The organism is Microbispora sp. H10885, from assembly GCF_014161415.1.
GTDB classification, from domain to species: Bacteria; Actinomycetota; Actinomycetes; order Streptosporangiales; family Streptosporangiaceae; genus Microbispora; species Microbispora triticiradicis.
This window is the reverse complement of sequence record NZ_JABBWY010000008.1, coordinates 16,435-42,012: the sequence shown is the minus strand read 5'-3', so window position 1 is coordinate 42,012 and position 25,578 is coordinate 16,435. Positions and strand designations below refer to the sequence as shown.

22 protein-coding genes and 1 riboswitch are annotated in these 25,578 nt (G+C 72.4%); of the genes, 8 read left to right on the top strand and 14 right to left on the bottom strand.

The genetic code is table 11. The annotated features are described in order from the left end of the window. Together HHX37_RS21585 and HHX37_RS21580 are read right to left on the bottom strand one after the other, a co-directional pair. The gene (locus HHX37_RS21585) at window positions 1-3,012 is read right to left on the bottom strand and encodes a sacsin N-terminal ATP-binding-like domain-containing protein (RefSeq protein ID WP_182886539.1); all 3,012 of its coding nucleotides are present in this window, start codon (window positions 3,010-3,012) and stop codon (window positions 1-3) included. A 2-nt stretch (window positions 3,013-3,014) separates the two neighbouring features. Continuing rightward, window positions 3,015-3,812 carry a DUF3027 domain-containing protein gene (locus HHX37_RS21580; RefSeq protein ID WP_310738379.1) on the bottom strand — a complete coding sequence of 266 codons (798 nt, stop codon included), beginning with the start codon at window positions 3,810-3,812 and terminating at the stop codon, window positions 3,015-3,017. 100 nt (window positions 3,813-3,912) lie between these two features. On the opposite strand from HHX37_RS21580, the gene HHX37_RS21575 reads away from it, so the two are divergent. Beyond that, window positions 3,913-5,250 carry an MFS transporter gene (locus tag HHX37_RS21575; RefSeq protein ID WP_259406649.1) on the top strand — a complete coding sequence of 446 codons (1,338 nt, stop codon included), beginning with the start codon at window positions 3,913-3,915 and terminating at the stop codon, window positions 5,248-5,250. A gap of 87 nt (window positions 5,251-5,337) precedes the next feature. Here the strand turns inward: HHX37_RS21575 and HHX37_RS21570 are convergent, their stop codons facing one another. Continuing rightward, window positions 5,338-5,736 carry a cold-shock protein gene (locus tag HHX37_RS21570; RefSeq protein ID WP_117410018.1) on the bottom strand — a complete coding sequence of 133 codons (399 nt, stop codon included), beginning with the start codon at window positions 5,734-5,736 and terminating at the stop codon, window positions 5,338-5,340. A gap of 185 nt (window positions 5,737-5,921) precedes the next feature. Between HHX37_RS21570 and HHX37_RS21565 the strand changes: the two genes are divergently transcribed. Together HHX37_RS21565 and HHX37_RS21560 are read left to right on the top strand one after the other, a co-directional pair. Beyond that, the gene (locus HHX37_RS21565; RefSeq protein ID WP_182886537.1) at window positions 5,922-8,393 is read left to right on the top strand and encodes a helicase-associated domain-containing protein; all 2,472 of its coding nucleotides are present in this window, start codon (window positions 5,922-5,924) and stop codon (window positions 8,391-8,393) included. Window positions 8,394-8,494: 101 nt separating this feature from the next. Continuing rightward, window positions 8,495-10,150 carry a DNA repair helicase XPB gene (locus tag HHX37_RS21560; protein ID WP_182886536.1) on the top strand — a complete coding sequence of 552 codons (1,656 nt, stop codon included), beginning with the start codon at window positions 8,495-8,497 and terminating at the stop codon, window positions 10,148-10,150. Window positions 10,151-10,693: 543 nt separating this feature from the next. Here the strand turns inward: HHX37_RS21560 and HHX37_RS21555 are convergent. Next, complete coding sequence (locus tag HHX37_RS21555) at window positions 10,694-10,999, bottom strand: hypothetical protein (RefSeq protein WP_117410016.1); 306 nt, start codon at window positions 10,997-10,999, stop codon at window positions 10,694-10,696. A 183-nt stretch (window positions 11,000-11,182) separates the two neighbouring features. On the opposite strand from HHX37_RS21555, the gene HHX37_RS21550 reads away from it, so the two are divergent. Then, window positions 11,183-13,168, top strand: a complete 1,986-nt coding sequence (locus tag HHX37_RS21550) for a HelD family protein (RefSeq protein WP_182886535.1) — start codon at window positions 11,183-11,185, stop codon at window positions 13,166-13,168. Window positions 13,169-13,181: 13 nt separating this feature from the next. Then, window positions 13,182-13,604: a GNAT family N-acetyltransferase gene (locus HHX37_RS21545; RefSeq protein WP_117410014.1), complete on the top strand. Its 423-nt coding sequence runs from the start codon at window positions 13,182-13,184 to the stop codon at window positions 13,602-13,604. A gap of 10 nt (window positions 13,605-13,614) precedes the next feature. On the opposite strand, the gene HHX37_RS21540 is transcribed toward HHX37_RS21545, so the two are convergent. Further along, window positions 13,615-14,844, bottom strand: a complete 1,230-nt coding sequence (locus HHX37_RS21540; RefSeq protein WP_182883590.1) for a serine hydrolase domain-containing protein — start codon at window positions 14,842-14,844, stop codon at window positions 13,615-13,617. Window positions 14,845-15,101: 257 nt separating this feature from the next. Here HHX37_RS21540 and HHX37_RS21535 point away from each other — a divergent pair, with 257 nt between their 5' ends. Beyond that, on the top strand, window positions 15,102-15,800 hold the full coding sequence (locus HHX37_RS21535; protein ID WP_182886534.1) for a GbsR/MarR family transcriptional regulator: 699 nt from the start codon (window positions 15,102-15,104) through the stop codon (window positions 15,798-15,800). A gap of 98 nt (window positions 15,801-15,898) precedes the next feature. Here HHX37_RS21535 and groL read toward each other — a convergent pair whose 3' ends face one another. From groL to HHX37_RS21510, 5 genes are all read right to left on the bottom strand, one after another. Beyond that, window positions 15,899-17,521 carry a chaperonin GroEL gene (gene groL / locus HHX37_RS21530; RefSeq protein WP_117410012.1) on the bottom strand — a complete coding sequence of 541 codons (1,623 nt, stop codon included), beginning with the start codon at window positions 17,519-17,521 and terminating at the stop codon, window positions 15,899-15,901. 284 nt (window positions 17,522-17,805) lie between these two features. Beyond that, complete coding sequence (locus HHX37_RS21525; protein ID WP_030509192.1) at window positions 17,806-18,006, bottom strand: cold-shock protein; 201 nt, start codon at window positions 18,004-18,006, stop codon at window positions 17,806-17,808. A gap of 256 nt (window positions 18,007-18,262) precedes the next feature. Next, entirely contained in the window at window positions 18,263-18,538 is a 276-nt protein-coding gene (locus tag HHX37_RS21520) for a MoaD/ThiS family protein (RefSeq protein WP_182886533.1), read from the bottom strand. A gap of 45 nt (window positions 18,539-18,583) precedes the next feature. Next, the gene (gene thrC, locus HHX37_RS21515) at window positions 18,584-19,852 is read right to left on the bottom strand and encodes a threonine synthase (protein WP_182886532.1); all 1,269 of its coding nucleotides are present in this window, start codon (window positions 19,850-19,852) and stop codon (window positions 18,584-18,586) included. 14 nt (window positions 19,853-19,866) lie between these two features. Then, window positions 19,867-20,006: riboswitch (SAM riboswitch) on the bottom strand. Window positions 20,007-20,102: 96 nt separating this feature from the next. After that, window positions 20,103-20,654 (bottom strand): RNA polymerase sigma factor, encoded by a 552-nt coding sequence (locus tag HHX37_RS21510; RefSeq protein ID WP_117410009.1) that lies wholly within the window; start codon window positions 20,652-20,654, stop codon window positions 20,103-20,105. Window positions 20,655-20,756: 102 nt separating this feature from the next. Here HHX37_RS21510 and HHX37_RS21505 point away from each other — a divergent pair, with 102 nt between their 5' ends. After that, entirely contained in the window at window positions 20,757-22,181 is a 1,425-nt protein-coding gene (locus HHX37_RS21505) for an alpha,alpha-trehalose-phosphate synthase (UDP-forming) (RefSeq protein WP_117410008.1), read from the top strand. Window positions 22,182-22,209: 28 nt separating this feature from the next. On the opposite strand, the gene HHX37_RS21500 is transcribed toward HHX37_RS21505, so the two are convergent. The 4 genes from HHX37_RS21500 to HHX37_RS21485 form a co-directional block, all read right to left on the bottom strand. Beyond that, window positions 22,210-22,800 (bottom strand): hypothetical protein, encoded by a 591-nt coding sequence (locus tag HHX37_RS21500; protein WP_182883594.1) that lies wholly within the window; start codon window positions 22,798-22,800, stop codon window positions 22,210-22,212. Window positions 22,801-22,859: 59 nt separating this feature from the next. After that, a complete protein-coding gene (locus HHX37_RS21495; protein WP_182886531.1) occupies window positions 22,860-23,468 on the bottom strand; it encodes a hypothetical protein in 609 nt (202 codons plus the stop codon). A 10-nt stretch (window positions 23,469-23,478) separates the two neighbouring features. After that, window positions 23,479-24,300 (bottom strand): trehalose-phosphatase, encoded by an 822-nt coding sequence (gene otsB, locus HHX37_RS21490; RefSeq protein ID WP_182886530.1) that lies wholly within the window; start codon window positions 24,298-24,300, stop codon window positions 23,479-23,481. Between the two features lie 65 nt (window positions 24,301-24,365). Continuing rightward, window positions 24,366-24,647, bottom strand: coding sequence for a DUF3263 domain-containing protein (locus HHX37_RS21485; protein ID WP_117410004.1), 282 nt, complete (start codon window positions 24,645-24,647; stop codon window positions 24,366-24,368). A 108-nt stretch (window positions 24,648-24,755) separates the two neighbouring features. Between HHX37_RS21485 and HHX37_RS21480 the strand changes: the two genes are divergently transcribed. Beyond that, complete coding sequence (locus HHX37_RS21480; protein ID WP_182886529.1) at window positions 24,756-25,562, top strand: SAM hydrolase/SAM-dependent halogenase family protein; 807 nt, start codon at window positions 24,756-24,758, stop codon at window positions 25,560-25,562. The last annotated feature ends 16 nt before the right edge of the window (window positions 25,563-25,578 follow it).

Below are 25,578 nucleotides of genomic sequence, written 5' to 3'. Positions count from 1 at the left end.
TCAGAGGGACGTGACGGGGTCGAGGTCGGCCTCGGCGAGGAGGAGGGGGACCCGGGCCGGGTCGCGCAGCAGGGCCGCGACGGCGAGGCGGTCGCCCCACTGGCCGGACGCCCAGGCCAGGCCTCTGGCCAGCCCCTCCACGCCGGTGGCGTGGACCACGCCGTCGAAGAACCGCCACGGCACGGGGGTGCCGTCCACGAGAAGCTCGTCGTGCTCGACGTAGGTCGCGGGAGCGCCGGGCAGCAGCGAGCGCACCTCGGGCGGCACCGGCTTCTCCGCGCCGTGCGAGGTGACCGCGCCGGTGACCGCCTCTCCCGCGAGCGGCAGGTCGAGCACGTCCGACAACGCCTCGGCGAGGTCGAACGGCGCCAGCACCAGCGGGCGGTCCTCCACCAGGGGGAGCAGGTCGGGCGCCTCCACCACGACCGGGCCGTCCTCGACGTCCGCGACCGTGACCATGCCCTTCCGCACGGCCCGTACGGCCTCCGGCGGGCCGACGCGGTCCGGGTCGACCGCCGCCAGCGCGATCCACAGGGAGCGCAGCTGGGCGCGGTCCACCTCCAGGGACGCGTCGGCCAGCAGGTCGAGCAGCTCCTCGGGGCCGCCGCGCGACTCCAGCAGCCCGGCCAGGGTCGACCGGACGCCCATCATCGTGAGCGCGTCCTCGTCGATCCCCGCCGGCGCCTCGGCGTACAGGCCGAACAGCAGCGGGTCGCCCGTCGGGAGCCGCAGCTCGACCGGCCTGCGCCCGCCGAGCACCGGGTGCCGCGACAGCCACCAGGCCGTGTACGACGGCACCTCGACGGTCTCCCCCGCCGCGAGCACCCGCATCGGCCGCAGCGCGGCGCGCAGCGGCGGCCGCGACAGCAGCGCGAGCGCGTTCGGCCAGTCCGCGACGTACTCCAGATCACGTACGGCGGTGAACTCCCGGACCACCGGGGGCACGTCCAGATCGGGTAGCAGGTCGAGCACCGCCTCCAGCCACTCGTCCTCGAGATCGAGGTCGTGGTCGCACTCGGCGGGGTCGAGCAGCACGTCGGAGTCGTTGACCACGGCGAAGCCGTCGAGCACCCCGGTCGCCGCGAGCACGTGCGGCCCGTACTTCTCCACCAGGTCGGGCGCGGCGACGCCGAACGGCACCTCCGGGTCGATCAGTCCGGCCAGCGATCCCTCGGCCAGCAGCAGCTCACCCGCCGCGTACCGCTCGCCGTCCGCGCCGCGCAGGGCCAGCTCGGCCAGCCAGGGCGCCTCTCCCGCCGTCAGGCCGGCCGCGTCCACCAGGGCCAGCACGGCCTGGGCCACCGGCTCGGGGTCGGCGCTGTTCAGCGACTCGGCCACGGCCGCGTGGGTGAGCGGGTCCTCCAGCACCGTACGCGGAGTCGCCTCGGCCGCGCCCAGCCGCAGCAGCAGCGGGTGGACGGCGTCGGGATGGACGATCCGCAGCCCGAGCGGGGCCAGCAGGGCGGGGTCCAGGGAGCCCGGCACGCCGGGCCCGCCGGACGAGGCGGCGGCGCCGTCCGGTGACAGCACCAGGGTGCCGCGCGGGCCGCGCACCAGGCGGCCGTCGGCGAGCGGCACGGGGATCGCCCCGATCGCCTCCGGGTCGTCGGCGGGCAGCGTCTCGTACAGCGACCGCCACCACGCCGGGTCCTTGTCCTCCACGGCCTCGCCGGACAGCATGTCCACGACGTCGGCCAGTTCGACCCGGCGTACGCCGAGCGTGGTCAGGGCCGGATGCCGGGAGGCCCACCCGGCGGGCAGCAGCCCGGGGACGATGCCGGCGATCTTCTCCAGGAACTCGGCCGGGCCCTCGACCGCCCGCGCCTGACCGCCCGGGACGACGCCGTCGGCGTCGTGGGAGATCGACGGCAGCAGCGGCGTGTCCGGCAGCGCCGCGATGATCTCCCGCCTGATCGCCGCGTCGAGCGCGCCGCTGCCCATGAGGCCGGGGACGAGGCCGAGCAGAGCGGGGGTGGCCGGAAGCTCCCCCAGCAGCCGCACGTACGCCTCGGCGGCCCTGGAGACGAGGAAGTCGGTGAGCGGCCCCGGCGCGACGTGCCGCCGGTCGGTGGTCATCGGGAACGACGCGATCAGCAGCGCGGGCAGGTCGAGCGGCTCGTCGCTCGGCGTCGGCGCGTGGACCACCCGGGGGACGCCGTCGCGGCCACCGGCAGGGCCGCCGGAGGGGCGGCCGGTGGGGACGGCCCAGCGGACCTCCCAGTAGGGCCGGGCCCGCTCCTCGGTCGGCCGGTCGGCGAACAGCTCCGCCACCTGCGCGGGGGTGAACGTGCCCGCCTCGGCGACCACGTGCCAGCCCTCGGCCGAGATCGTGCGGCTCCGCCCGTCGACCTCGACCTCGACGGTCTCCAGCGCCGGCATCGACAGCGGCAGCGCCGGCCCGGCCTCCTCCAGCATCCGCCGCACGGCCTCCTCGGCGGCCTGGTCGCGCAGCGGCAGCCGGACGAGCGTGTCGTAGCCCTCGGGGACGCCCGGGGCGTCGTCGCCGAAGGGCAGCCGCAGCAGCGGGACGTGGCCCTCGCGGCCCTTCAGCTCCCCGGCGAGCGCCGGCGTGGCGGCGACCAGCGCGGCGGTCTCCGCACGCGACCAGCGCACTCCCCGGATCTCGCCGGACGGCAGCCGGGAGGCGATCGAGGGCTCGTCGGTCACCGACACCACGGCGGCGAAGCCGACGCCGAACCGCCCGGCCGCCCCCGTCTCGTCCTTCTTGCCGGAGACCCGCAGCGTGCTGAGGCCCTCGACGCCGGTCTCGTCGAGCGGAGCGCCGGTGTTGGCGGCGAGCAGCACGCCGTCGGCGAGCGTCAGCCGCAGGCGGCCGGGCACGCCCGCCCGCAGCGCCGCGTCGGCGGCGTTCTGGGCGAGCTCCACGACCAGCCGGTCGCGGTAGCCGCCGAGGGCGAAGTCCTCCTCGGCGTTGGCGTCCTCGCGGAAGCGGGCGGGCGAGGCCGCCCAGGCCGCGAGAACCGTGTCACGCAGGCGCTCGGTGTCGAACATGATCAGGCGTGGCCCAGGGGTTCGGAGCTCGCCTCGTCGGCGGAGCCGGACTCGATCAGGTCGTATCCCAGGTCGTCCAGGATCGGCGGCGCCGCGTCCGTGACCATGGAGGGCACGGTGGTCGCCTCGGAGTGGGCGCCGCAGCCGTGGTCGGCCGACACCACCCGGCCGTCGTCCGGCGCGTACTCGTTGGCACAGACGCCGAAGCCCAGTCCCAGCGTCCCGGCGAGCGGCCAGTAGAAGCCGCAGGTGGAGCATTGCGCGGGCGCGGCGTGCGCGATCGGGGCGTGCGGCCCGGGCTCGCCGGACCGCCAGCGGTGCGCGGCGAGGTCGCGGCCGAGGGCCGACAGGACGCGGGCCCGGCCCAGGCCGAGCTCGAAGACGGCCTGCGCGTCGATCTCCTCGTCGGGGGAGGCGAACCCGGGCACGAGCCGGTCGTCGTCGGCCTCGGCCGGCAGCAGGTCGCCCACGCCGAGGTCGCCGGGGAGCAGCCGTTCGTTCCACGGCACCCAGCGGGGGGCGAGCAGGGCGCCGGCTCCGGGCAGGAGCACGGTCTCGCTCACGGTCACCACGCGGGCGCGGGAGGCCCGGGTGACGGTGACCGCCCAGCGCCAGCCCAGGTAGGCCCGGTCGAGGCACTCGAAGTAATGGGTGACGACCCGGTCGCCCTCGTTGTCGAAGCCCAGGTGCTCTCCCACCTCCCCCGGGCGCGCGATCTCCTCCGCCGCGCCGCGGGCGAGGCCGACCGCCGCCGCACAGGCCTGGTCGACTGGAGTGCTACGGATTCGGGTACGACTCACACTCTCCATTTTCACCCACGCCGGGAGCGGACCGCACCGGCTTGATGGGCAAATCATGAGAGGACCCTCGGGGCCTATGGTGAACATTTGGGCGAACGTTATGCATGTTGTGGGCGCGCCCGCGCGGGCGACCCGCCGGCTCACGCACGCCCAGGGAGCGGACCGCACCGGGCTCGGCCGCCTGATCGAGCTGACGGCCGCCCACTCGGCCGGGGACGCGCTGGTCACGGTCGCCCTCGCGGGGGCGCTGCTGTTCCGGCTCCCGGTCGGCCAGGCCCGCGGGCAGGTCGCGGCGTACCTGCTGGTCACGATGCTGCCGTTCACGGTCGTGGCGCCGTTCGTCGGGCCCGTGCTCGACCGGCTGCGCTCGGGCCGCCGCTACATCATGGCGGGCACCCTGCTCGCGCGGGGCCTGCTGTGCTGGGGCATGGCCGGCGCCGTCCACACCTCCGACGCCGTCACGCTGTTCCCGTCCGCCCTCGCCGTCCTGGTGCTGTCGAAGGCCTACAACGTCTCCCGGGCAGCGATCATGCCGAGTCTGCTGCCCGCCGACATCCCTCTGGTGACGGCCAACGCGCGGGTGGCGCTGTTCGCGCTGGTGTCCGCCGGGGCCGGGGCGGGCCTGGCCACCGGCCTGTCCGCCGCGGCCGGGCCCGACTGGGTGCTGCGCGCCGCCGCGCCGCTGTTCCTGCTGTGCGGGGTGTTCGCCGTACGGCTGCCGCGGCACGTGGACGCGCCCGACCCGGAGGAGGACGAGCCGCGCCCGCGCTGGCGCACGCTGCTCGGCCTGGGCCCGGACGTGAACAGGGGCCCGGACATGAACAGGGGCCCGGGCGCGCGGCCGGGCGTCGGCTCCCTGGTGGGCTCGGCGGTGGGCGAGGCCATGGGCGCCAACGCCGCGATCCGGGTCCAGTCGGGCTTCCTCGTGTTCTTCCTGCTGTTCCTCGTCCAGGACGGCCACCTGCGCGGGCCCGGCCCCACGGTGGCGCTGGCGCTGCTGGCGGCCGCCGCGGGCGTGGGCGGCCTGGCGGGGGCCGCCGCCGGCTCCTGGACCCGGTCCCGCTCGCCGCAGCTGACCGTGCTGGCCACGCTCGCGCTCGCGACGGTCGCCACCGTCGCGGCGGCGTTCGTCTTCACCATCTGGACCGCCGCCGCCGTCGCCCTCGTGGGCGCGTTCGCCCAGGGCCTCGGCAAGCTCGCCTTCGACGCGATCGTGCAACGCGAGATCGGCGAGGAGGTGCGCTCGTCGGCCTTCGGGGTCGCCGAGACGCTGCTGCAGATCGCCTGGGTGTCCGGCGGCCTGCTCGGCCTGGTGCTCTCCCTGTTCGTGGCCGGTCCCGCCGGGCTGGGCGTGATGTCCGCGGCCCTCGCGCTGTCCCTCGGCCGCCTCCTCGCGCTGCGCCGCCGAAGGCTCGCCACCGGAGCCGCCACCGCCTGAGCCCCGCCGCACCCTCACGGGCCCTCGCCGCACCCGGACGCCGGGGCAACCGGACGCCGGAGCGCCCGGCCGCAGGAGTGCCGGACGCTACGCGTCGAGGTCGTCGGCGACCGCGCGCAGCACGGTCGCGACCTTCTTGGCGTGCGACACGTCGGGATGCTTGCCCCGCTGGTAGGAGTTCGAGATGTCGTCGAGCAACTTGATCAGGTCCTCGACGATGACGACCATCTCGTCCGGCTTCTTCCGCTTCGCCTTGGGCTTCACGGTCTTGGCCAGCGTCGGAGGCTGGTCGATCACCCGCACCGAGAGCGCCTGCTGTCCGCGGCGGCTCTCGGCCACCCCGAACTCGACCTTCTGCCCGGGCTTGAGGGCCTCCACGCCCTTGGGCAGCGCGGAGGAATGGACGAAGACCTCACCGCCGTCGTCGCGGGTGAGGAAGCCGAAACCCTTGTCGGCGTCGTACCACTTGACCTTGCCACTCGGCACAGGGGTGACCTCGTTCAGACTGTCGTGAAGGTGATGGATGTAGGTTATGCCCACAGACAGGCCCCGTGGACCCACTAAGGGGCCACTGAAGCGTCGCGTCTCCGGATTCCCGTCGATCTTCCGTCAACCCTTGTCACGCGGGCGGTCCCGTGATCCCCAGGAGGCGTCGCCCTACCATGGAGACGATGACGGGCACGGACTTCAGCGAGTGGCTGCGCGGCCGTTCCGACGAGCACCTGCGAGCGCTCGTGGCGGCACGGCCCGAACTCGTCACGCCCGTCCCCGCCCACCTCGACGGCCTCGCCGCCCGCGCCTGCAGTCCCTCGGCCCTCGGCCGGGCGCTGGACCGGCTCGACCGCTTCCAGCTCGCCGTGCTGGAGACGCTGGCGCTGGGTGACGGCCCCTCCTCCCGCCCGGCCCTGCTCTCCATGATCGTACGCGCGGTGCCCGACCCGCCCGGCACGTCGGGCACGTCGGGCCCATCCGGCGCGTCCGGCGCGTCCGGCGCGGAGGACGTCGCGGCCGCTCTCGACGCGGCGCTCGACACGCTGGTCACCCGCGGCCTGGTCTACGGGTCGCCGGACGCCCTGCTGCCCGCGCCCGGAGTGCCCGCGGCCCTGGAGCCCCCGGCCGCGCTCGGCCCGCCGGCCGCCGAGGTCTTCCGCCACCATCCGCCCGAACGGCTCGACGTCCTCCTGCACGACATCGACCCCGCGTACGAGGGCGGCGGGCAGGCGGACGCGGGAAGACCGGCCAGGGAACGGCTCACGGCGCTGCTGTCCGACCCCGCGACCGTCGCGCGCCTGTTGGAGGAGGTGTCGCCGCAGGCGAGGGCGGCGCTGGACGAGCTCGTCTGGGGCCCGCCGAGCGGACGGCTGCCGAGCGCCCGCCGTGAGGTGGACACCGCGACCGCGCAGTCGCCCATCGAGCAGCTGCTGGCCCGCGGGCTGCTGGGGGCGACCGGGGAGGAGACGGTCGCGCTGCCCCGTGAGGTCGCCCTGGTCCTGCGCGGCGGCCGGGTGCACCGCGACCTGTCCCCCGGGCCGCCCGCCCTGGACGGACCCGTACGCGACCAGGAGCTGGCCGACCGGACGGCCGCCGGGCAGGCGTTCATGTTCGTCCGCATGGTGGAGGAGCTGTGCGAGCTCTGGAGCGTCGACCCGCCCGGCGTGCTGCGCGCCGGCGGCCTGTCCGTACGGGACCTGCGGCGCACGGCCCAGCTCCTCGATCTGCCGGAATGGGCGGCCGGGCTGGTCGCGGAGGTGGCGCTCGCGGCCGGGCTGATCGCGGCGGGCGAGGGTGAGTGGCTGCCGACCGGCGGTTACGACGGCTGGCGGATCAAGGCGACCGAGGACCGGTGGGCCGTGCTCGCCGCCGCCTGGGCCGCGATGGACCGCGCGCCGGGCCTGATCGGCGAACGCGACGACCGGGACCGCCCGCTGAACGCGCTCCACCCCGACCTGCGCCGGTCCGGCGCGGCCCAGACGCGGGCGCGCACGCTCTCCGTGCTGGAGGCGGCGCCGCCCGGCCTCGCGCCGACGCCCGAGTCGGTGCTCGCCCGGCTCACCTGGGAGCAGCCCCGGCGCCGGTCCGCGCTGCGCGACCCGCTCGTCCGGTTCGCCCTGCGCGAGGCCGAGCACATCGGCGTGACGGGCCTCGGCGTGCCGGCCGCGCACGGCCGCTCGGCGGCCCGCGGCGACGGCCGGGCGGCGGACCTGCTCGCGCCGCTGCTGCCGCAGGCGGTCGACCACGTGCTGCTGCAGGCCGACCTGACGGCCGTGGCGCCCGGACCGCTGACCACCGACCTCGGCCGGCGGCTCGCGCTCACGGCCGACGTCGAGAGCAAGGGCGGCGCGACCGTCTACCGCTTCTCCGAGCAGTCGGTCCGCCGGGCGCTCGACGCCGGGCACTCCGCCGGCGACCTGCTCGCGATGCTGGAGCGCCACTCGGCCACGCCGGTCCCCCAGCCGCTGGCGTACCTGGTGACCGACGTCGCCCGCCGCCACGGCCGCATCCGGGTCGGCGTGGCGTCGTCCTACGTCCGCTGCGACGACCCGGCCCTTCTCGACGAGGTGCTCGCCGACAAGCGGGCCCATCTGCTGCGGCTGCGGCGGCTCGCGCCCACCGTGCTCGCGTCGAAGACGTCCCGGGCGGCGCTGGTCGACTCGCTGCGGGCGATGGGATACGCGCCGGTCGCCGAGTCGCTGGAGGGCGACGTCGTCGTCGCGCGGGCCGACGCCCGGCGGACCGAGGGCCCGCCCGCCGCCCGCGTGTCCGCGAACCCCGGCCCGAACCCCGACGCGGCCGCGGCGGCCGTACGGGCGATGCGGGCGGGGGACGCGGCGCACCGGTCCCGCCGCCGGCCCGCCGAGACGCCCGAGGGGCAGGTGCCCCGCTCCCCCAGCACCGCCACGATCAGCGCGCTGGAGGAGGCAATCCGGCAGGGGTCGCGGGTGTGGATCGGCTACACCGACTCGCAGGGGCACGCCACCAGCCGTATTCTCGAACCGGCCCGCATGGAGGGCGGCTACCTCACGGCGTACGACGAGACCCGGGCGACGGTCCACCGCTTCGTCCTCAGCCGCATCACCGGTGTCGCGGGCTACGACGCCGAGCGGTCCCAGACGCCCGGAGAGCGCGCCGCCGGAGTCGACTGAGGGGCGTCTCACAACACGGCGGGCGACCGGCCTCGGTGAAACGGGACTCATCAGGCCTGGTCTCTTGTTGGATAAGGGACAGCCGTACAAGGGAGCAGGCATTGAGTGACGGGCCGCTGATCGTTCAGTCGGACAAGACGCTGCTGCTGGAGGTGGATCACCCGAGGGCCGGCGAGTGCCGCAAGGCCATCGCCCCGTTCGCCGAGCTCGAACGCGCGCCCGAGCACGTCCACACCTACCGGGTCACCCCGCTCGCTCTGTGGAACGCCCGCGCCGCCGGGCACGACGCCGAACAGGTCGTCGACGCCCTCATCGGGTTCAGCCGCTACCCCGTGCCGCACGCGCTGCTCGTGGACGTCGCGGAGACCATGGCGCGGTACGGCCGCCTGCGGCTGGAGAAGCACCCGGTGCACGGCCTAGTGCTCGCCACCAGCGACCGCGCGGTGCTGGAGGAGGTGCTGCGCTCCAAGAAGATCCAGCCGCTGGTCGGGGAGCGCCTCGGCGCCGACTCGGTGACCGTGCACCCCTCCGAGCGCGGCAACATCAAGCAGACGCTGCTCAAGCTCGGCTGGCCGGCCGAGGACCTGGCCGGATACGTCGACGGCGAGGCTCACCCGATCGACCTGCGCGAGGACGGCTGGGAGCTCCGGCCCTACCAGAAGGAGGCGGCGGACGCCTTCTGGCACGGCGGTTCCGGCGTCGTCGTGCTGCCCTGCGGCGCGGGCAAGACGATCGTGGGCGCGGCGGCGATGGCACACGCGCGGGCGACCACGCTCATCCTGGTCACCAACACGGTCTCGGCCCACCAGTGGAAGCAGGAGCTGCTGCGGCGCACCTCGCTGACCGAGGACGAGATCGGGGAGTACACCGGCACCAAGAAGGAGATCCGCCCGGTCACCATCGCCACCTACCAGGTCATGACCACCCGGAGGCAGGGCACGTACCGGCATCTGGAACTGTTCGACGCCCGCGACTGGGGGCTCGTCGTGTACGACGAGGTCCACCTGCTGCCCGCGCCGATCTTCCGGATGACCGCCGACCTGCAGGCGCGCCGCCGTCTCGGGCTGACCGCCACGCTGGTGCGCGAGGACGGCCGGGAGGGCGACGTCTTCTCGCTCATCGGGCCCAAGCGGTACGACGCGCCCTGGAAGGAGATGGAGACCCAGGGCTACATCGCCCCGGCCGAGTGCGTCGAGGTCCGGGTGACGCTCCGCGACGACGAGCGGCTGGCCTACGCCATGGCCGAGAGCGACGAACGCTACCGGTTCTGCTCCACCACCCCCGCCAAGATCCGGGTCACCGAGGCGCTGGTGCGGCGGCACGAGGGCGAGCAGGTGCTGGTCATCGGGCAGTACATCGACCAGCTCGACGAGCTGGGCGAGCACCTGGAGGCGCCGGTCATCAAGGGAGAGACCAAGGTCAAGGAGCGCGAGCGGCTGTTTCAGGCGTTCCGCGACAAGGAGATCCAGGTGCTGGTGGTCTCCAAGGTCGCCAACTTCTCCATCGACCTGCCCGAGGCGGCCGTGGCGATCCAGGTCTCCGGCACGTTCGGCTCACGCCAGGAGGAGGCCCAGCGGCTCGGCCGGGTCTTGCGTCCCAAGGCGGACGGCGGGGGCGCGCTGTTCTACTCCGTCGTCAGCCGGGACACCGTCGACCAGGAGTTCGCCGCGCACCGGCAGCGCTTCCTGGCCGAGCAGGGGTACGCCTATCACATCATCGACGCCGACGACGTGGGCCAGGAGGACCCGGCGAGGTGACCGGTGGACGCCGTGTCCCGGGGCACGCTTCCCCGGGAGCACGTCCACGGTGAAGATCGACGGACGCCTGTCAGATCCAGGAAATGCCTGCGGGCCTTGTCACCACATCACCCCCTCGCGCCTGTACCGACATCACGGTGCCGTGATGGCGGCAATACCCACTCAGTACGGCGAATCACGCAATATGCGCATTTTTCACCTTGTCCCTGGTTTGTCGGTAAAAAGCGGGAAGTGTTACCAATTCTTCGGTGTGTGAGCAAGTCGCTACAGAACGCGCCAAATAAACGCGACATACAGCAATAAAGCACCCCGACAGCGCCGCGCCTGATCAGCACTGCGTTTGAGCAGTACCGCGATTGAGCAGCACCGCGTTTGAGCAGTACCGCGCCCGGCACCCTCGGCAACAGGGTGCCCCGGCGCGCCGACGCACCAGGCAGGCGTCCGGGGCACAGCACCTCGGAGCCTCCGGCGGTCCGGGCAACGGACAACCCGGAACGCCGTGCATCCGGAAGCCCCCGGCCCCGGCGTCCCGCGTGCGGCGGCTCAGCGAACGGCCAGGCCGCCGAAGAGCAGGACCGCCAGCGCCGCGATCCACGCCGCCACGGCCACGCCGTACAGGGACTCGCGACGGGCGAACCAGGCGAATCCCATCGTCCCCGCCGCGACGAGCGCGACCAGTTCGGACAGCGAGGCCACCGGCGCCAGCCGATCCGCGCAGTCCGGCGATGGCTCCAGACCGGCGCAGAAGGCCGGCCGGCTCCAGCCGCCGAAGACCGCGAAGCCCCACAGCGTGGCGAGCAACAGGCTCACCGCCGCCAGGATCGCGGGAGGAACCGACGTGCGCGTCACCCGCGTAGAGATACCCAGGCAGGCCGACGGCGACACGCTAGAGAAATACCGTTTCGGCATCAGGGCGCCCGTCGCTAAGCTCTTGTCCTTCCGCCTCTCGTCCTTCCCGCCTCCGTCCTGTCCGCTGCCCGTCTTCAGTCCTGTCCTCGGTCCTGCCCTCGTCGTGCACGGAGGAGTTTTCGCATGCCTGAGAATGTGCTCGAAGCCGAGCGCGCCCATCTCGCGGCCTCCCGCGCCGCGTTGCGGGCGATGCGTGAACACGCGCAGTCGCTGTCCGCGGACGCCGCCGGCGACTGGGTGTCGCAGCAGGTGCTCCAGGGCCTGCTCGACCAGCGCGTGGCCGCCCTGGCGGACCACCCGGACACACCTCTGTTCTTCGGCCGCCTCGACCGGTCGGCCGGCGACGACCTGCCGGACACCATCCACGTCGGCCGCCGGCACGTCCACGACGACAGCAGCCGGCCCCTCGTCATCGACTGGCGCGCGCCGATCTCCCGCGCCTTCTACCAGGCGAGCCCGTCCGACCCGATGGGCGTCGCGTTGCGCCGCCGGTTCGGCTACCAGGGCGGCGACCTCACGGCGTACGAGGACGAACCGCTGGACGGCCGGACGCTCGGGCAGAGCAGGCTCCTCACCGAGGAGATCGAGCGGCCCCGCACCGGCCCCATGCGGGACATCGTCGCCACCATCCAGCCCGACCAGGACGAGATCGTCCGCGCGGACCTCGGCGTGACCGTCTGCGTGCAGGGCGCCCCCGGCACCGGCAAGACCGCCGTCGGCCTGCACCGCGCGGCCTACCTGCTGTTCACGCACCGCGAGAAGCTGGCGAGGTCGGGTGTGACGATCGTCGGCCCCAACCGCGCCTTCCTGGCGTACATCTCCTCGGTCCTCCCGGCTCTCGGCGAGGTGAAGGTCGACCAGACGACCGTGGCGGGCGTCCTCGGAGAGCACGCGCATCCCGAGGACGCGGCGGTGGCGGCCGTGAAGGGCGACGCCCGGATGGCGGAGGTCCTGCGCCGCGGCCTGTGGCTGCATGTCGTCAAGCCGGTCGAAGGTGTGCTCGTCACCAAGGGCGTGAACCGCTACCGCGTGCCCGACCACGAGGTCCGGGAGATCGTCGCCTCGCTGCGCGGCACGACGAGGTACGGCCCGGGCCGCGCGATGCTGGCCCAGCGGCTCGCGCACGCCGTGCTCGTCCAGATGGAGCGCCGCGGCGAGTCTCCCGACGACCGTACACAGGACGCGGTGGCCCGCTCGAAGCCGGTCAGGGCCGTCCTCGACGCCGTGTGGCCCAGGCTGACCCCTCAGCAGGTGCTGCACCGCCTGCTGTCGGACGCCGAGTTCCTCGCGAAGGCCGCCCGGTCGGACCTCTCCGCGGAGGAGCGGGAACTGCTGCTGTGGCGCAAGCCGTACAAGTCGCACCGCTCGGCGAAGTGGACGGCCGCCGACGCCGCCCTGCTGGACGAACTCGGCGACCTCATCGAGCGCACCCCCTCCCAGGGCCACCTCGTGGTGGACGAGGCGCAGGACCTGTCGGCCATGCAGTTGCGCGCGCTCGGGCGGCGCTGCCGCACCGGTTCGGCGACCGTGCTCGGCGACCTCGCGCAGGGCACCACGCCCTGGTCGGCGCGGTCGTGGAAGACCGTGCTCGACCACCTCGGCCAGCCCTCGGGGGAGGTCACCGAGCTCACGCTGGGCTTCCGCGTGCCCCGCGAGATCCTCGACTTCGCCGCGCGGCTGCTGCCCTCCGTCGCGCCCGACCTCGCCCCGCCACGCTCCCTGCGTCCCGGCGCCGGGTCGCTGTCCGTACGGCAGGTGCCCGACGTCGCCGCGGCCCTTCCGGAGACCGTGCGGGAGACGCTGGACCGCGAGGGCTCGATCGGCGTGATCGCGGCGGACGCGGCCGTACCGGCTCTCTCGGCCGCACTGGACACCGCCCGCGTGCCGCACACGGTGCTCGGCCCCGACGCGACGGGCGACGACCGGGTGCTGCTGGTGCCGGCCACGCTCGCCAAGGGCCTGGAGTACGACCACGTGATCGTGACCGAGCCCGCCGGCATCGTGGCCGCCGAGGACCGGGGGCTCGCCCGCCTCTACGTCGTCCTCACCCGGGCCGTGACGTCCCTGACCATCCTGCACGCCCACGATCTGCCCCCGGAGCTGACATGAGTGAGGAGCCGGCATGAGCGAGGTCACCCTGCGGTACGGCGGTCCCGGCGACGTCGACGCCGTGCTGCGGTTCTGGCTGGAGGCCGCGGAGAACACCGACCGGCACGACGACGCCGCCAAGGTCGCGGCGCTGGTCGAGCGTGATCCCGAGGCGCTGCTGATCGCCGAGATCGGCGGCCGCGTGGTCGGCACGCTCATCGCGGGGTGGGACGGCTGGCGGGCGAGCCTCTACCGGCTCGCCGTCGACCCCTCCGAGCGGCGAAAGGGCATCGGATCGCAGCTGATCCGGGCCGCCGAGGAGCGGTTCCGGAAGTACGGAGCGTTCCGGGTCGACGCGATGGTCCTCAACGACAACGCCCTGGCGCACCACGCCTGGACGGCGGCGGGATACACGATGCAGACCGACTGCGCCCGCTGGGTCAGGCGCCTCACCTGAGCCGTGGAGGTCAGTCGTCGATCGCCTGGTAGAGCGTGGTCCAGAAGTCGTGGATGAGCCGCGCCGAGTCCGGGGTCGACATCCCGACCTGGGTGAGCAGGATTCCGGTGAGCTGCTCGTCCGGGTCGGCATAGGTCGAGGTGCCGCTTCCGCCGTCCCAGCCGAACTGGCCGACGGACGCGTAGTCGCCACGGTAGGTGCGCACCGCCATCCCCATGCCCCAGCCGCCGTGCTGCCCCTGGCCGAAGGACACATGGACGTTGTCGGCGGCCATGGCGGTGCGGGCGGCGTTCTGCTCGGGAGTGAGGCGGTTGGTGGTCATCAGCTCGACGGCGGGCCGGGACAGGATCCGTTCGCCCCGGTGCCTCCCGCCGTTCAGCAGCATCCGGAAATAGGCGTGGTAGTCGTCGACGGTGGAGACCAGCCCCCCGCCACCGCCCTGGAACGCCGGAGGCCGGCTCCACCGGCCCCCCTCGGCCTCGTCCCACACGGTGAACTCTCCGGTCCCGGGGTCGGGGGCGTAGAGGGTCGGCAGCCGGTCGATCTTGTCGGCGGGCACGTGGAAACCGGTGTCCTTCATCCCCAGCGGCTCGAAGACGCGTTCCCGCAGGAACGTCTCGAACGACCGGCCCGTGACCCTGGCGACGAGCACGCCGAGCAGATCGCTGCTGATGTGGTACTGCCAGCGCTCTCCGGGCTGGTGCATCAGCGGAAGCGTGCCGAGACGGCGGATCCACTCGTCCGGCTCGGGCATCGGCACCGGCAGGTCGGGCGTGAGCCCCTGCTCGAAGACCGCGCCCATGATCGGGGTGCCGAGCGACGTCATGTCCATGCCGAGCCCGAACGTGGAGGTGAGCAGGTCGCGTACGGTGATGGGCCGCCGCGCCGGCACGGTGTCGTCCAGCGGGCCGTCGATCCGCTTCAGCACCCGCCGGTCGGCCAGTTCCGGCAGCCACTGCTCCACCAGGTCGTCCAGCCGCAGCCGGCACTCGTCGAGCAGGACCATCGCCGCCGCGACGGAGACCGGCTTGGACGTCGAGGCCATCCGGAAGATCGTGTCGCGGCGCATCGGCGCACCGCCGTCGTGGCGCATCGTCCCGATCGCCTCGACGTGCGTCTCCTCGCCCCGGCCGACCAGGGCGACGAGCCCGGGAATCCGTCCCGAGTCGACGTGCCGTGCCAGCACCTCGCGCAGTCTGCGCAGCCCCGCCGCGGAGAAGCCGCCGTTGCCGTTTCCCATCATGAACCGCCCTATCCAGCGTTGTTCGCTAATCCCTGAACGCTCGCAAAGCTACATTGCATTCATAAAATAGTCAATGAACTTTCCGGCAGAACGCCGAGACAGACGGGGTTCCGCAGCCCTCAATTGCAATGACCGTGGCACTGAATGCAATAGGTGGACAGCCCTGCTTTGCAATGGGCTCAGGGTGAATGCATACTGTGCGGCGGGTGTGCGGGCGCGGAGCCGCGCATGCCGGCAGACAGGAGACGATTGCCGTGCCCGGAGGCAGACTCACCAACGAGGACCGTCAGCACATCGCCGCGGGGCTGGCCGAGGGACTCGGATACGCGGAGATCGGCCGGCGGCTGGGACGCCCCGCCTCGACCATCATGCGGGAGGTCACCCGGAACGGCGGACCGGACGATTACGGGGCAGACCGGGCGCACGAGGCCACGCGGCACCGGGCGCGCCGCCACAGGCAGGCACAGCCGCCGACGCCGCCGGTCCCCGACGGCGGCCATGGGCGTGATCCCCAGGCGGTGCGGGACTTCACGGAGTCCTTCACCGCTCTCCTCGTGGAGCAGGGGCTGCCCCGGATGGAGGCCAGGGTGCTGACCTGCCTGTACGTCACCGATTCCGGCGCTCTCACCGCCGCCGACCTGGTTGAGCGGCTTCGCGTCAGCCCGGCGTCGGTCTCGCACGCCGTCGCCTTCCTCGAACAGCAGGGAATGCTCAGGCGGGAGCGGGTTCCCGGCGCGCGGCGTGAACGCTATGTCATCGACGACGAGATCTGGGTGCGGTCCATCCTCGCCTCTCTGCGGATGAACGAGGCCCTGGCGGCCGCGTCACGGCGCGGAGCCGAGATTCTCGGGGCCACGACCCCGGCGGGCGCCCGCTTCGGGTCCTCCGCCGAACTTCTCGCCCTCGTGAGCGAGGCCTTCCGGCAGGTCCTGAAACAGTGGCGGCAGGGCTGACCGCCTGGCGCTCATGCACTGGGGAGACCGGGCGCAAGGGAAAAGGGCGGCTCCCCCGAGGGGGAACCGCCCTTCCTGGTGAAGCGGGAGAGCAGGACTCAGAAGTCCATGTCGCCGCCGCCGGGCATGGCGGGGGCCTTCTCCTTCTCGGGCTTCTCGGCGATGACGGCCTCGGTCGTGAGGAACAGGGCCGCGATGGACGCCGCGTTCTGCAGCGCCGAGCGGGTGACCTTGGCCGGGTCGATGATGCCCGACTCGAACATGTTGACGTACTCGCCGGACGCGGCGTTGAGGCCCTCGCCCGCGGGCAGGTTGCGGACCTTCTCCACCACGACGCCGCCCTCGAGGCCGGCGTTGACGGCGATCTGCTTCAGCGGCTCCTCGAGCGCCTTGCGGACGATCGCCGCGCCGGTCGCCTCGTCGCCGTTGACCTCCAGCTTGTCGAACGCGTTGGCGCCGGCCTGCAGCAGGGCCACGCCACCGCCGGGGACGATGCCCTCCTCGACCGCGGCCTTGGCGTTGCGGACGGCGTCCTCGATGCGGTGCTTGCGCTCCTTGAGCTCGACCTCGGTCGCCGCGCCGGCCTTGATGACGGCGACGCCGCCGGCCAGCTTGGCGAGACGCTCCTGGAGCTTCTCGCGGTCGTAGTCGGAGTCGGTGCGGTCGATCTCGGCGCGGATCTCGTTCACGCGGCCGGAGATCTGCTCGGCGTCACCGGCGCCGTCGACGATCGTGGTCTCGTCCTTGGTGACGACGATCTTGCGGGCGCGGCCGAGCAGGTCGAGGGTGGCGTTCTCCAGCTTGAGACCGACCTCCTCGGAGATGACCTGGCCGCCGGTCAGGATCGCGATGTCCTGCAGCATGGCCTTGCGGCGGTCGCCGAAGCCGGGGGCCTTGACGGCCACGGACTTGAACAGGCCACGGATCTTGTTGACGACCAGGGTCGCCAGGGCCTCGCCCTCGACGTCCTCGGCGAGGAGGACCAGCGGCTTGCCGGACTGCACGACCTTGTCGAGCAGCGGCAGCAGGTCCTTGTTCGCCGAGATCTTCTGGTTGGCGATGAGGATGTAGGCGTCCTCGAAGACCGCCTCCATGCGCTCGGGGTCGGTCACGAAGTAGCCGGACACGTAGCCCTTGTCGAAGCGCATGCCCTCGGTGAGCTCCAGCTCCAGACCGAAGGTGTTGCTCTCCTCGACGGTGATGACGCCTTCCTTGCCCACCTTGTCCATCGCCTCGGCGATGAGCGCGCCGATCTCCGGGTCGGCGGCGGAGATGGAGGCCGTGGAGGCGATCTGCTCCTTGGTCTCCACGTCCTTGGCGAGCTTCGACAGCTCCTCGCTGACGCGCTCGACGGCGGCCTCGATGCCCTTCTTCAGCGACATCGGGTTGGCGCCGGCGGCGACGTTGCGCAGACCCTCGCGGACCAGCGCCTGGGCGAGCACGGTGGCCGTCGTCGTGCCGTCACCGGCGACGTCGTCGGTCTTCTTCGCGACTTCCTTGACCAGCTCGGCGCCGATCTTCTCCCACGGGTCCTCGAGCTCGATCTCCTTGGCGATGGAGACACCGTCGTTGGTGATCGTGGGGGCGCCCCACTTCTTCTCCAGCACGACGTTGCGGCCCTTGGGGCCGAGGGTCACCTTCACGGCGTCGGCGAGCTGGTTCATACCGCGCTCGAGACCGCGCCGGGCGTCCTCGTCAAACGCGATCATCTTGGCTGCCATTAGGCTAGACCTCCCAGTAGCAGGGTGTCTTCAACGGACCGAGCCGACGCCCGCGACGGCGTGGACCCGCTATCCCTGCGCGAGCCCCATCGCCCCGATCCCGGTTGTTGTCACTCTCGACCTCAGAGTGCCAAACAAGTATTTAGCACTCTACCCCCGAGAGTGCAAGCGGAAGCCACTCTGACCAGCTTGGACGAGGTTCCCGAACACCCGGACGAGCCCGGACGAGCCGAAGGCCCGGCCCGCGGAACGCGGACCGGGCCTCCAATGGTCGCTTGACGGGATCAGACGGCCCGTACGGCCTCCGCCTGCGGGCCCTTCTGCCCCTGCGTGATGTCGAACTCAACCCGCTGACCCTGCTCGAGGGCCTTGTAGCCGTCCATCATGATTGCCGAGTAATGGACGAACACGTCCTTCCCACCGTCTACCGCGATGAAGCCGTAGCCCTTGTCCGCGTTAAACCATTTGACGGTGCCCTGCGCCACTTCCGACTCCTCTTGCTGGGCTGGGGACCACACCCAAGAAGCCCCCGGTTTTGTCGATCGTCTTCGACCATACCCGTGTCAAGGCGTAGAACAACAGAGTCAATCCGCAAACTACTACGGCGCGTTCGCTCAAAGCGGTACAGACGATTATTCACTTTTCTACCGAAAGGTTGAGAGCTTCACCATTCGCTGTGGCGACATCTCACTTCCCCGGCGAGAGAAGTGCATGTCAGGTGCCCGGCGGCGGTGTCGCGGCTCAGCCCCCGGCGACGGCGGGGATGACCGAAATCTGTACCCCCTCCGGCGTGGCGGTGTCCAGCCCATCGGCGAAACGGACGTCCTCTTCTCCGACATAGACGTTGACAAAACGCCGGATCTTGCCCGTCTCATCCAGGATTCGACCTCCGATGCCCGGATAGTCCGCATCCAGCTTCTGCAGGACCTCACGGAGCGTTCCCCCCTCCCCGCTTACCTCCGCGACGCCGTTGGTGTACGTCCGCAGAATCGTCGGAATCCGCACGGAAACGCTCATTGTTCACTCGCTTTCGTTGCTGCCGATGGGCCTGTGATAACGCTTTCAGTTGGCGAATGCCGCACGGAAGGCGTCGAGGGAGGGACGGATGACCGCGGTTGGACGGGCCTGCTCGGCCACCGCGTCAAGTGTCTTGAGACCGTCGCCGGTGTTCAGCACCACGGTTTCGGCCTCGGGGTCGAGGCGGCCCTCGCGCACGAGCTTGCGCAGCACGCCGACCGTGACGCCGCCCGCGGTCTCGGCGAAGATGCCCTCGGTCCGGGCCAGCAGGCGGATCGCCTCGACCACCTCGCCGTCGTTCACGTCCTCCACCGCGCCGCCCGTACGGCGGGCGATGTCGAGCACGTACGGCCCGTCCGCCGGGTTGCCGATGGCCAGCGACTTGGCGATGGTGTCCGGCTTGACCGGCTGCACCACGTCCTGCCCGGCCTTGAACGCGCGGGAGACCGGCGAGCAGCCCTCGGCCTGTGCGCCGAAGATCCGGTACGGCCGCTCCTCGACCAGGCCGAGCTTGATCAGCTCGCGGAAGCCCTTGTCGATCTTCGTGAGCTGCGAGCCGGAGGCCACCGGGACGACGATCTGCTCGGGCAGCCGCCAGCCGAGCTGCTCGGCGATCTCGTACGCCAGCGTCTTGGAGCCCTCGGCGTAGAAGGGCCGGAGGTTGACGTTGACGAAGCCCCACTTCTCGCCCAGCTCGTCGCCGATGAGCTCGGAGCAGAAGCGGTTGACCTCGTCGTAGTTGCCGTCGATGGCGACCAGGCGGCCGCCGTACACGGCGGCCATGGTGACCTTGGCCGGCTCCAGGTCGGCGGGGATGAACACGCAGGAGTCCAGCCCGGCCCGGGCGGCGGCCGCGCTCACCGCGCCGGCGAGGTTGCCGGTGGACGAGCACGAGAGGGTGTGGAAGCCGAAGGTGCGCGCGGCCTCCAGCGCGATCGCGACGACCCGGTCCTTGAAGGAGTGGGTCGGGTTGCCGGAGTCGTCCTTGACGTGCAGCGACCGCAGCCCCAGCTCGGCCGCCAGCCGGTCGGCCCGCACGAGCTTGGTCCAGCCGGGCTGCAGGTTGGGCTTGTCCGCCACCCCGGCGGGGACGGGAAGCAGGGAGCGGTACCGCCAGATGTTCGCCGGGCCCGCCGCGATGTCCTCCCGGCGGACCTCTCCGAAGTCGTACGCCACCTCAAGGGGGCCGAAACACTCCGTACAGGCGAAGACCGGGCCGAGGTCGTAGTGGGCGCCGCACTCGCGGCAGGACAGACCGGTGGCGGGGCCGAAGTCGGTGGCGGTGGTGGGGGTCGCGGTGCTGATGTGCGCCATGAAGCGAGGCCTTTCCCTCATCTTCGCTCGCGACCGCCCTGGCCGCGAGCCGGAATTGGCACCTGTCCCGGCCGGGCCTCGTGGGCACGAGTTCGACACCGGGGAGGTTGCCGGGGCTTCGCAGGGCCGGTCCCTCCACCCCTCTGGATGAGCATCTTCAGTTGTGGAACCTTCGAAAAAGGTCCTCCAGCACTGTACCCCGGCGTCCCCTGTGTCCGTTCCGCCGTCTCGGATGGCGAGACGGTTTGTATCAGCCGTAGGCCTCGCCGAGCGCGCTCTGCACGTACTTGCGCGCCTGGTGTATCCGGGACTTGACGGTGCCGAGGGGAATGCCGAGCTGGTCGGCGACCTGGGAGTAGTCGAGCTGGCAGATGTCGCGCAGCACGAGCGCCTGGGCGAGGTCGGGCCGCTCGGCCTCCAGCGCCTCCATCGCGTCGAGCAGGTCGAGCCGCGACCCCGCGATGACGCTCACCCGCCGCGGGTCCGGCCGCTGCTCGGGCAGCTCCTCCGCCTGCTCGGACGAGCGCCGCTTGAGCGACCGGTAGGTCGTCCTGGCGCAGTTCACGGTCACGATGTGCAGCCAGGTGCTGAACTTGGCCCGGCCCTCGAACCGGGCGATGTTGCGGGCCACGGCGAGCAGCGTGTCCTGCGCCGCCTCCTCCGCGTCCTGCCGGTACGGTAGTAGCCGCTCGCAGTGCCGCAGCACGTCGGGCTCGATGCGCCGCAGCAGCTCACCGAGGGCGCGGTGATCTCCCCGGGCGGCCGATCCGGCCAGCTCCTCGGTGACGTCGTCCAGTGCCATCCCGTTCCAGCCCTCCCGCGATCGGTTGACATCCTATTGATGGAGGTCCGCTTTTATTAATCTTCCGGCATGCGCGCCCGCTCTGATCGAGGGGAAACCCCAATGAGCAGCTCCGTCCTGATCGCGTCCAACCGGGGCCCGGTGTCCTTCACCCTGTCGGAGGACGGCGGCCTGACCATGCGCAGGGGCGGCGGCGGGCTCGTGTCCGGGCTGTCGGACGTGGTCAGGGACACCGACGTGCTGTGGGTCTGCGCGGCGCTGTCGGACGGCGACCGCGGGGCGGTGCGGCAGGCGCCGGGGGGCCGGCTCGACCGGGCGTTCGAGACGGGGCCCATCCGCATGCTGGACATCCCGCCCGCGGTCTTCCACCGGGCCTACAACGCGGTGGCGAACTCGACCCTGTGGTTCGTCAACCACCTGCTCTACAACACGCCCTTCTCCCCCGAGTTCGGGACCCGGTTCGCGCGTGAGTGGGAGTCGTACCGCACCTACAACGGCGCGTTCGCGCTCGCGCTGGCGGAAGAGGCCACGCACCGGGCCCGCGTGATGGTGCAGGACTACCACCTGACGCTCACCCCCGCGATGCTCCGGGTCGAACGGCCCGACCTGCGCATCGGCCACTTCTCGCACACGCCCTGGGCCCCGCCGGAGTACTTCGCGCTGCTGCCTGAGGACGTCGCGGCGGAGGTGCTGTCGGGCATCCTCGGCGCCGACCACGCCGGCTTCCTCACCGCCCGCTGGGCGCGCGCCTTCATGGACTGCTGCGCCGCCCTGCTCGGGGCGCGGGTGGACCACGCGGCCCGTACGGTGACCTGGGGCGGCAGGACCACCCGGATCGGCGTGCACCCGCTCGGGGTGGACGGCGACGCGCTGCGGGCGCGGGCGGCCGAACCGGACGTCGAGTCGCACATGGCGGCGATCAGGGACCACGTCGGCGACCGCAGGCTGATCGTGCGGATCGACCGCACGGAGCTGTCCAAGAACATCGTCCGCGGCCTGCGGGCCTACCAGGAGTTCCTGGAGGGCCATCCCGAGTGGCACGGACGGGTGGTCCATCTGGCGTTCGCCTACCCCTCCCGGCACGACCTGCCGGAGTACCGCGAGTACACGGCGGCCGTGCAGCGGTGCGCCAAGGAGATCGAGGACGAGTACGCCACCGAGGACTGGGACCCGCTGATCCTCAACGTCAACGACGACTACCCGCGCTCGCTCGCGGCGTACCGGCTGGCCGACGTGCTGCTCGTCAACCCCGTCAGGGACGGCATGAACCTGGTGGCCAAGGAGGGCCCGATCCTGTCGCCCCGGTGCGCGCTCGTGCTGTCCCGCGAGGCGGGCGCGGCGGCCGAGCTCGGCGCCGACTCCCTGCTGGTCAACCCGTTCGACGTCACCGCCACGGCGGCGGCGCTGCACGAGGCGCTGACACTGCCGGAGGAGGAGCGCCTCGACCGCGGCCTGCGGCTGCGGGAGGCGGCCACCGCGCTGCCGCCGCGGCGCTGGTTCGACGACCAGATCGCCGCGCTGCGCTGAGACGCACCGGTGACGGCGGCGGCGGCGCTCAGTTCCAGGTGGCCTTCTTGAGGATCCCGTCCAGGCCCGGGGTGTTCCACTGGTCGACGATCAGGATCTTCGACGTGGGCAGATACCACTCGCGCTGGCTGTAGCGCATCTTCACCCTGAACTTCTTGTCGACGCAGGTCCCCGCCCACGCGTGGTAGTCCGCTCGGTGACCCGCCCCGACCTTCCGCAGCCCCTTGCCGGCGAGCTTCATGGTGCCCTTGTACAGGCGGACGGTCCTCGGGCAGACCGAGACGTCGGTCGCGGGATCGAACCCGTACCTGGGGTTGTAGGACTGGAACGTGTGATTGCCGATCTTGAGGGCCTTCGGGCCCAGCACCCAGAAGCCGTGGCACCCCGCGTCGCGGAAACCGAAGTCCATGGTGCCGAGACTGGGGCACGAGCCGGTGACGACGCGGGTCCAGTCCGTGCCGGCCTGGACCGCCTTCCATGACGCGGGGATGGTGAGGGTCAGGCCCTTGCGCAGGTGGACCTGCTTGGTGCCGCTCGCGGACGCCGCGGAAGGAGCCGCCAGGGTGGCCGTCAGCACGGCCAGCCCGGCCGCCGCGGTCGCAATGGTCTTTCCGATCATGTCTCCTACGGTAGGCCCGGCCACTTGGAGACGACTTGCGGGGCGATGCCGGCGAGAGGTCAGCGCCAGGTGGCCTTCCTGAGGATCCCGTCCAGGCCCGGGGTGTTCCACTGGTCGACGACCAGGATCTTCGACGTGGGCAGGAACCACTCCCGCTGGTGGAAGTGGGCCTTGACCTTGAACTTCGTCATCGTCACGCACGGCCCCGCCCAGTCGCGGTAGTAGGCCTTGTGCCCCGGCCCGACCTGGCGCAGCCCCTTCGCGACGAGCTTGGTCTGGCCGATGTAGAGGTTCTTCCGCACCGGGCAGGGCCCGACGTCGGTGGCCGGATAGAACGGCCCGTCCGGCGTGTACGCGTTGAACAGCTCATGGCCGATCTTGATGGCCTTGGGACCCAGGACCCAGAAGCTGTGGCACCCCGAGTCGCGGAAGCCGTAGTCCGCGGTGCCGCGCGTGGGGCACGAGCCGGTGATGACGCGGGTCCAGTCCGTGCGGACGGCGTCGACCCGCCACGAGGCGGGGATGGTGAGCGTGAGGCCCTTGCGCAGGTGGACCTGCCTGGTGCCGCCGAGGTCGCTCGCGGACGCCGCCGCGGGAGCCACCAGGGTGGCGGCCGCGAGGGCGGCGGTCAGCACGGCGAGCCCGGCCGGGATGGTCTTCCGGTTCATGTCCGGAACGTTAGACCTGCCCGCTTGCAGACCGCTTGCCAAGCGATTCCACCAGGTCGCCGAGGAGGGCCACCACGCCGTCGGGGCCGTCCACCACCAGGTCGGCGCGTTCCGCCAGCTCGGTCACCTCGGCGGACCCGCTGCACACCCGTACGCCGGGCAGGCCGGCCTCCTCGACCGCGGCGAAGGCCGCGAGGTCGCCGAGGTCGTCGCCGGCGAACATGACCGAGCGCGCGCCGCGCTCGGCGAGGAAGGCCGACAGCGCCCGGCCCTTGTCCATGCCGCCGGGCCGCAGTTCCAGCACCATGCGGCCCGGCTCGACCGCGAGCCCGGCCTCCCCGGCCAGCGCCGCGACCGGTCCGCGCAACTCCTCCAGGGCCGCGGCGGGGTCGGCGCACCGCCGGGTGTGCACGGCGACGGCGTGGCCCTTGTCCTCGATCCACGCGCCCGGCAGCCCGGCCACGAGATCGGGCAGCCGGGTCCGTACGAGGTCGAGCCCCGGCGGCGGTGGCGGGGCGGTCACGCGGCCGCCCTCCCAGCGCTCGAGGCCGTAGTGACCGAGGATCACCAGGCCGGGCACGTCCCCGAGCGACGGCCCGCCGGGGACCTCCCCCAGGCCGATGGCCGTCAGGGGCGGCCGGCCGGTGACGACGACCACGGCGCGTACGAGCGGGGCGAGCGCGGCCAGCACGCCCGGCACCGCGGGGTGCACGCGGGCGGCGGCGGGGTCGGGGACGATCGGGGAGAGCGTGCCGTCGTAGTCGAGCCCGATCACGGCGCCTGCCGGGTCGGCGACGATCGCGTCGAGTCCTGGGTGCGCGGGCAGTGTCATGGCCTCGTTCCGGAGAAGTGGTCGGGACGCTTCGGCGCGCCGTGCGGGGACGGTGAGCGGGTGTCTCAGGGGTGCATGCCGAACCTGCGGGCGGAGCGGTCACGCCGCCGGCCGGCCCTCATCCGGCGCAGTCGCTTGACCAGCATGGGGTCGTGCTCCAGCGCCTCCGGCCGGTCGATCAGCTCCCCGAGTAACTGGTAGTACCGGGTGGCGGAGACGCCGAAGGCCTCCCTGATCGCCTGCTCCTTGGCGCCCGCGTACCGCCACCACTGACGCTCGAACGCGAGCATCTCGCGGTCGCGGTCGGAGAGGTCGAGCCCGTCGCCGCCGGTCGGTTCGGTGTCCATCCGCTCCTCCTCGATCGGCCGCGAGCCCGTCCCTCATGGTAAAGGGACGCACGACGTTGGACGACCCGGGGTGTGCAGAGGAGAGCGGCCGACGTAGTGTCACGTGGTGTGAGCTCTGTAATCACGCTTCTTACCGACTACGGGCTGGAGGACGGGTTCGTCGCCGCGTGCCACGGCGTGATCGCGGGCATCGCACCGCAGGCTCGGATCATCGACGTGGGCCACCTCGTTCCCGCCGGGGACGTGCGGCGCGGCGCGGCCATCCTGGCGCAGACCCTGCCCTATCTGCCGGCCGGCGTCCACCTCGCCGTCGTCGATCCCTCCGTCGGCGGCAACCGCCGCCCGGTCGTGGTCGAGGCGGGCGGGCGGGTGTTCGTCGGCCCGGACAACGGCGTCCTGTCATGGGCCGTCCGGGCCGCCGGCGGCGCCGACGCGGCCTACGAGATCACCAACAGGGAGCTGTTCCTGGCCAACGTCTCGCCGACCTTCCAGGGACGCGACCTGTTCGCCCCGGTGGCCGCGCACCTGTGCGCCGGCCGGGCGGTGGCCGACGTGGGACCGCCGATGCCGGTGGACCGCCTGGTGACCCTGCCCGCCCCGACCTGCCGCCTGCGGGACGGCGCGGCGGAGGGCGAGGTGCTGTCGGTGGACCGGCACGGCAACGTCCAGTTCTCGATCACCGCGAACGACCTGGCCGAGATCGGCGTACGGCTCGGCGACACCCTGGCCGTGTGGCTGGGGCGCCGCCAGGTCGCGGTGCCGTACCGGGAGACCTTCACCGCCGTGCCGCCGGGCGACCTCGTGGCGTTCGCCGACTCCGCCGGCCTGGTCGCGATGGCGATCAACGCCGGGGACGCCGCCGACCGCCTGGGCCTGCCCCCGGGCGCGCACGTACGGCTGTCGCCCGGGCGCTGACCCGGCGGCGGGTCTC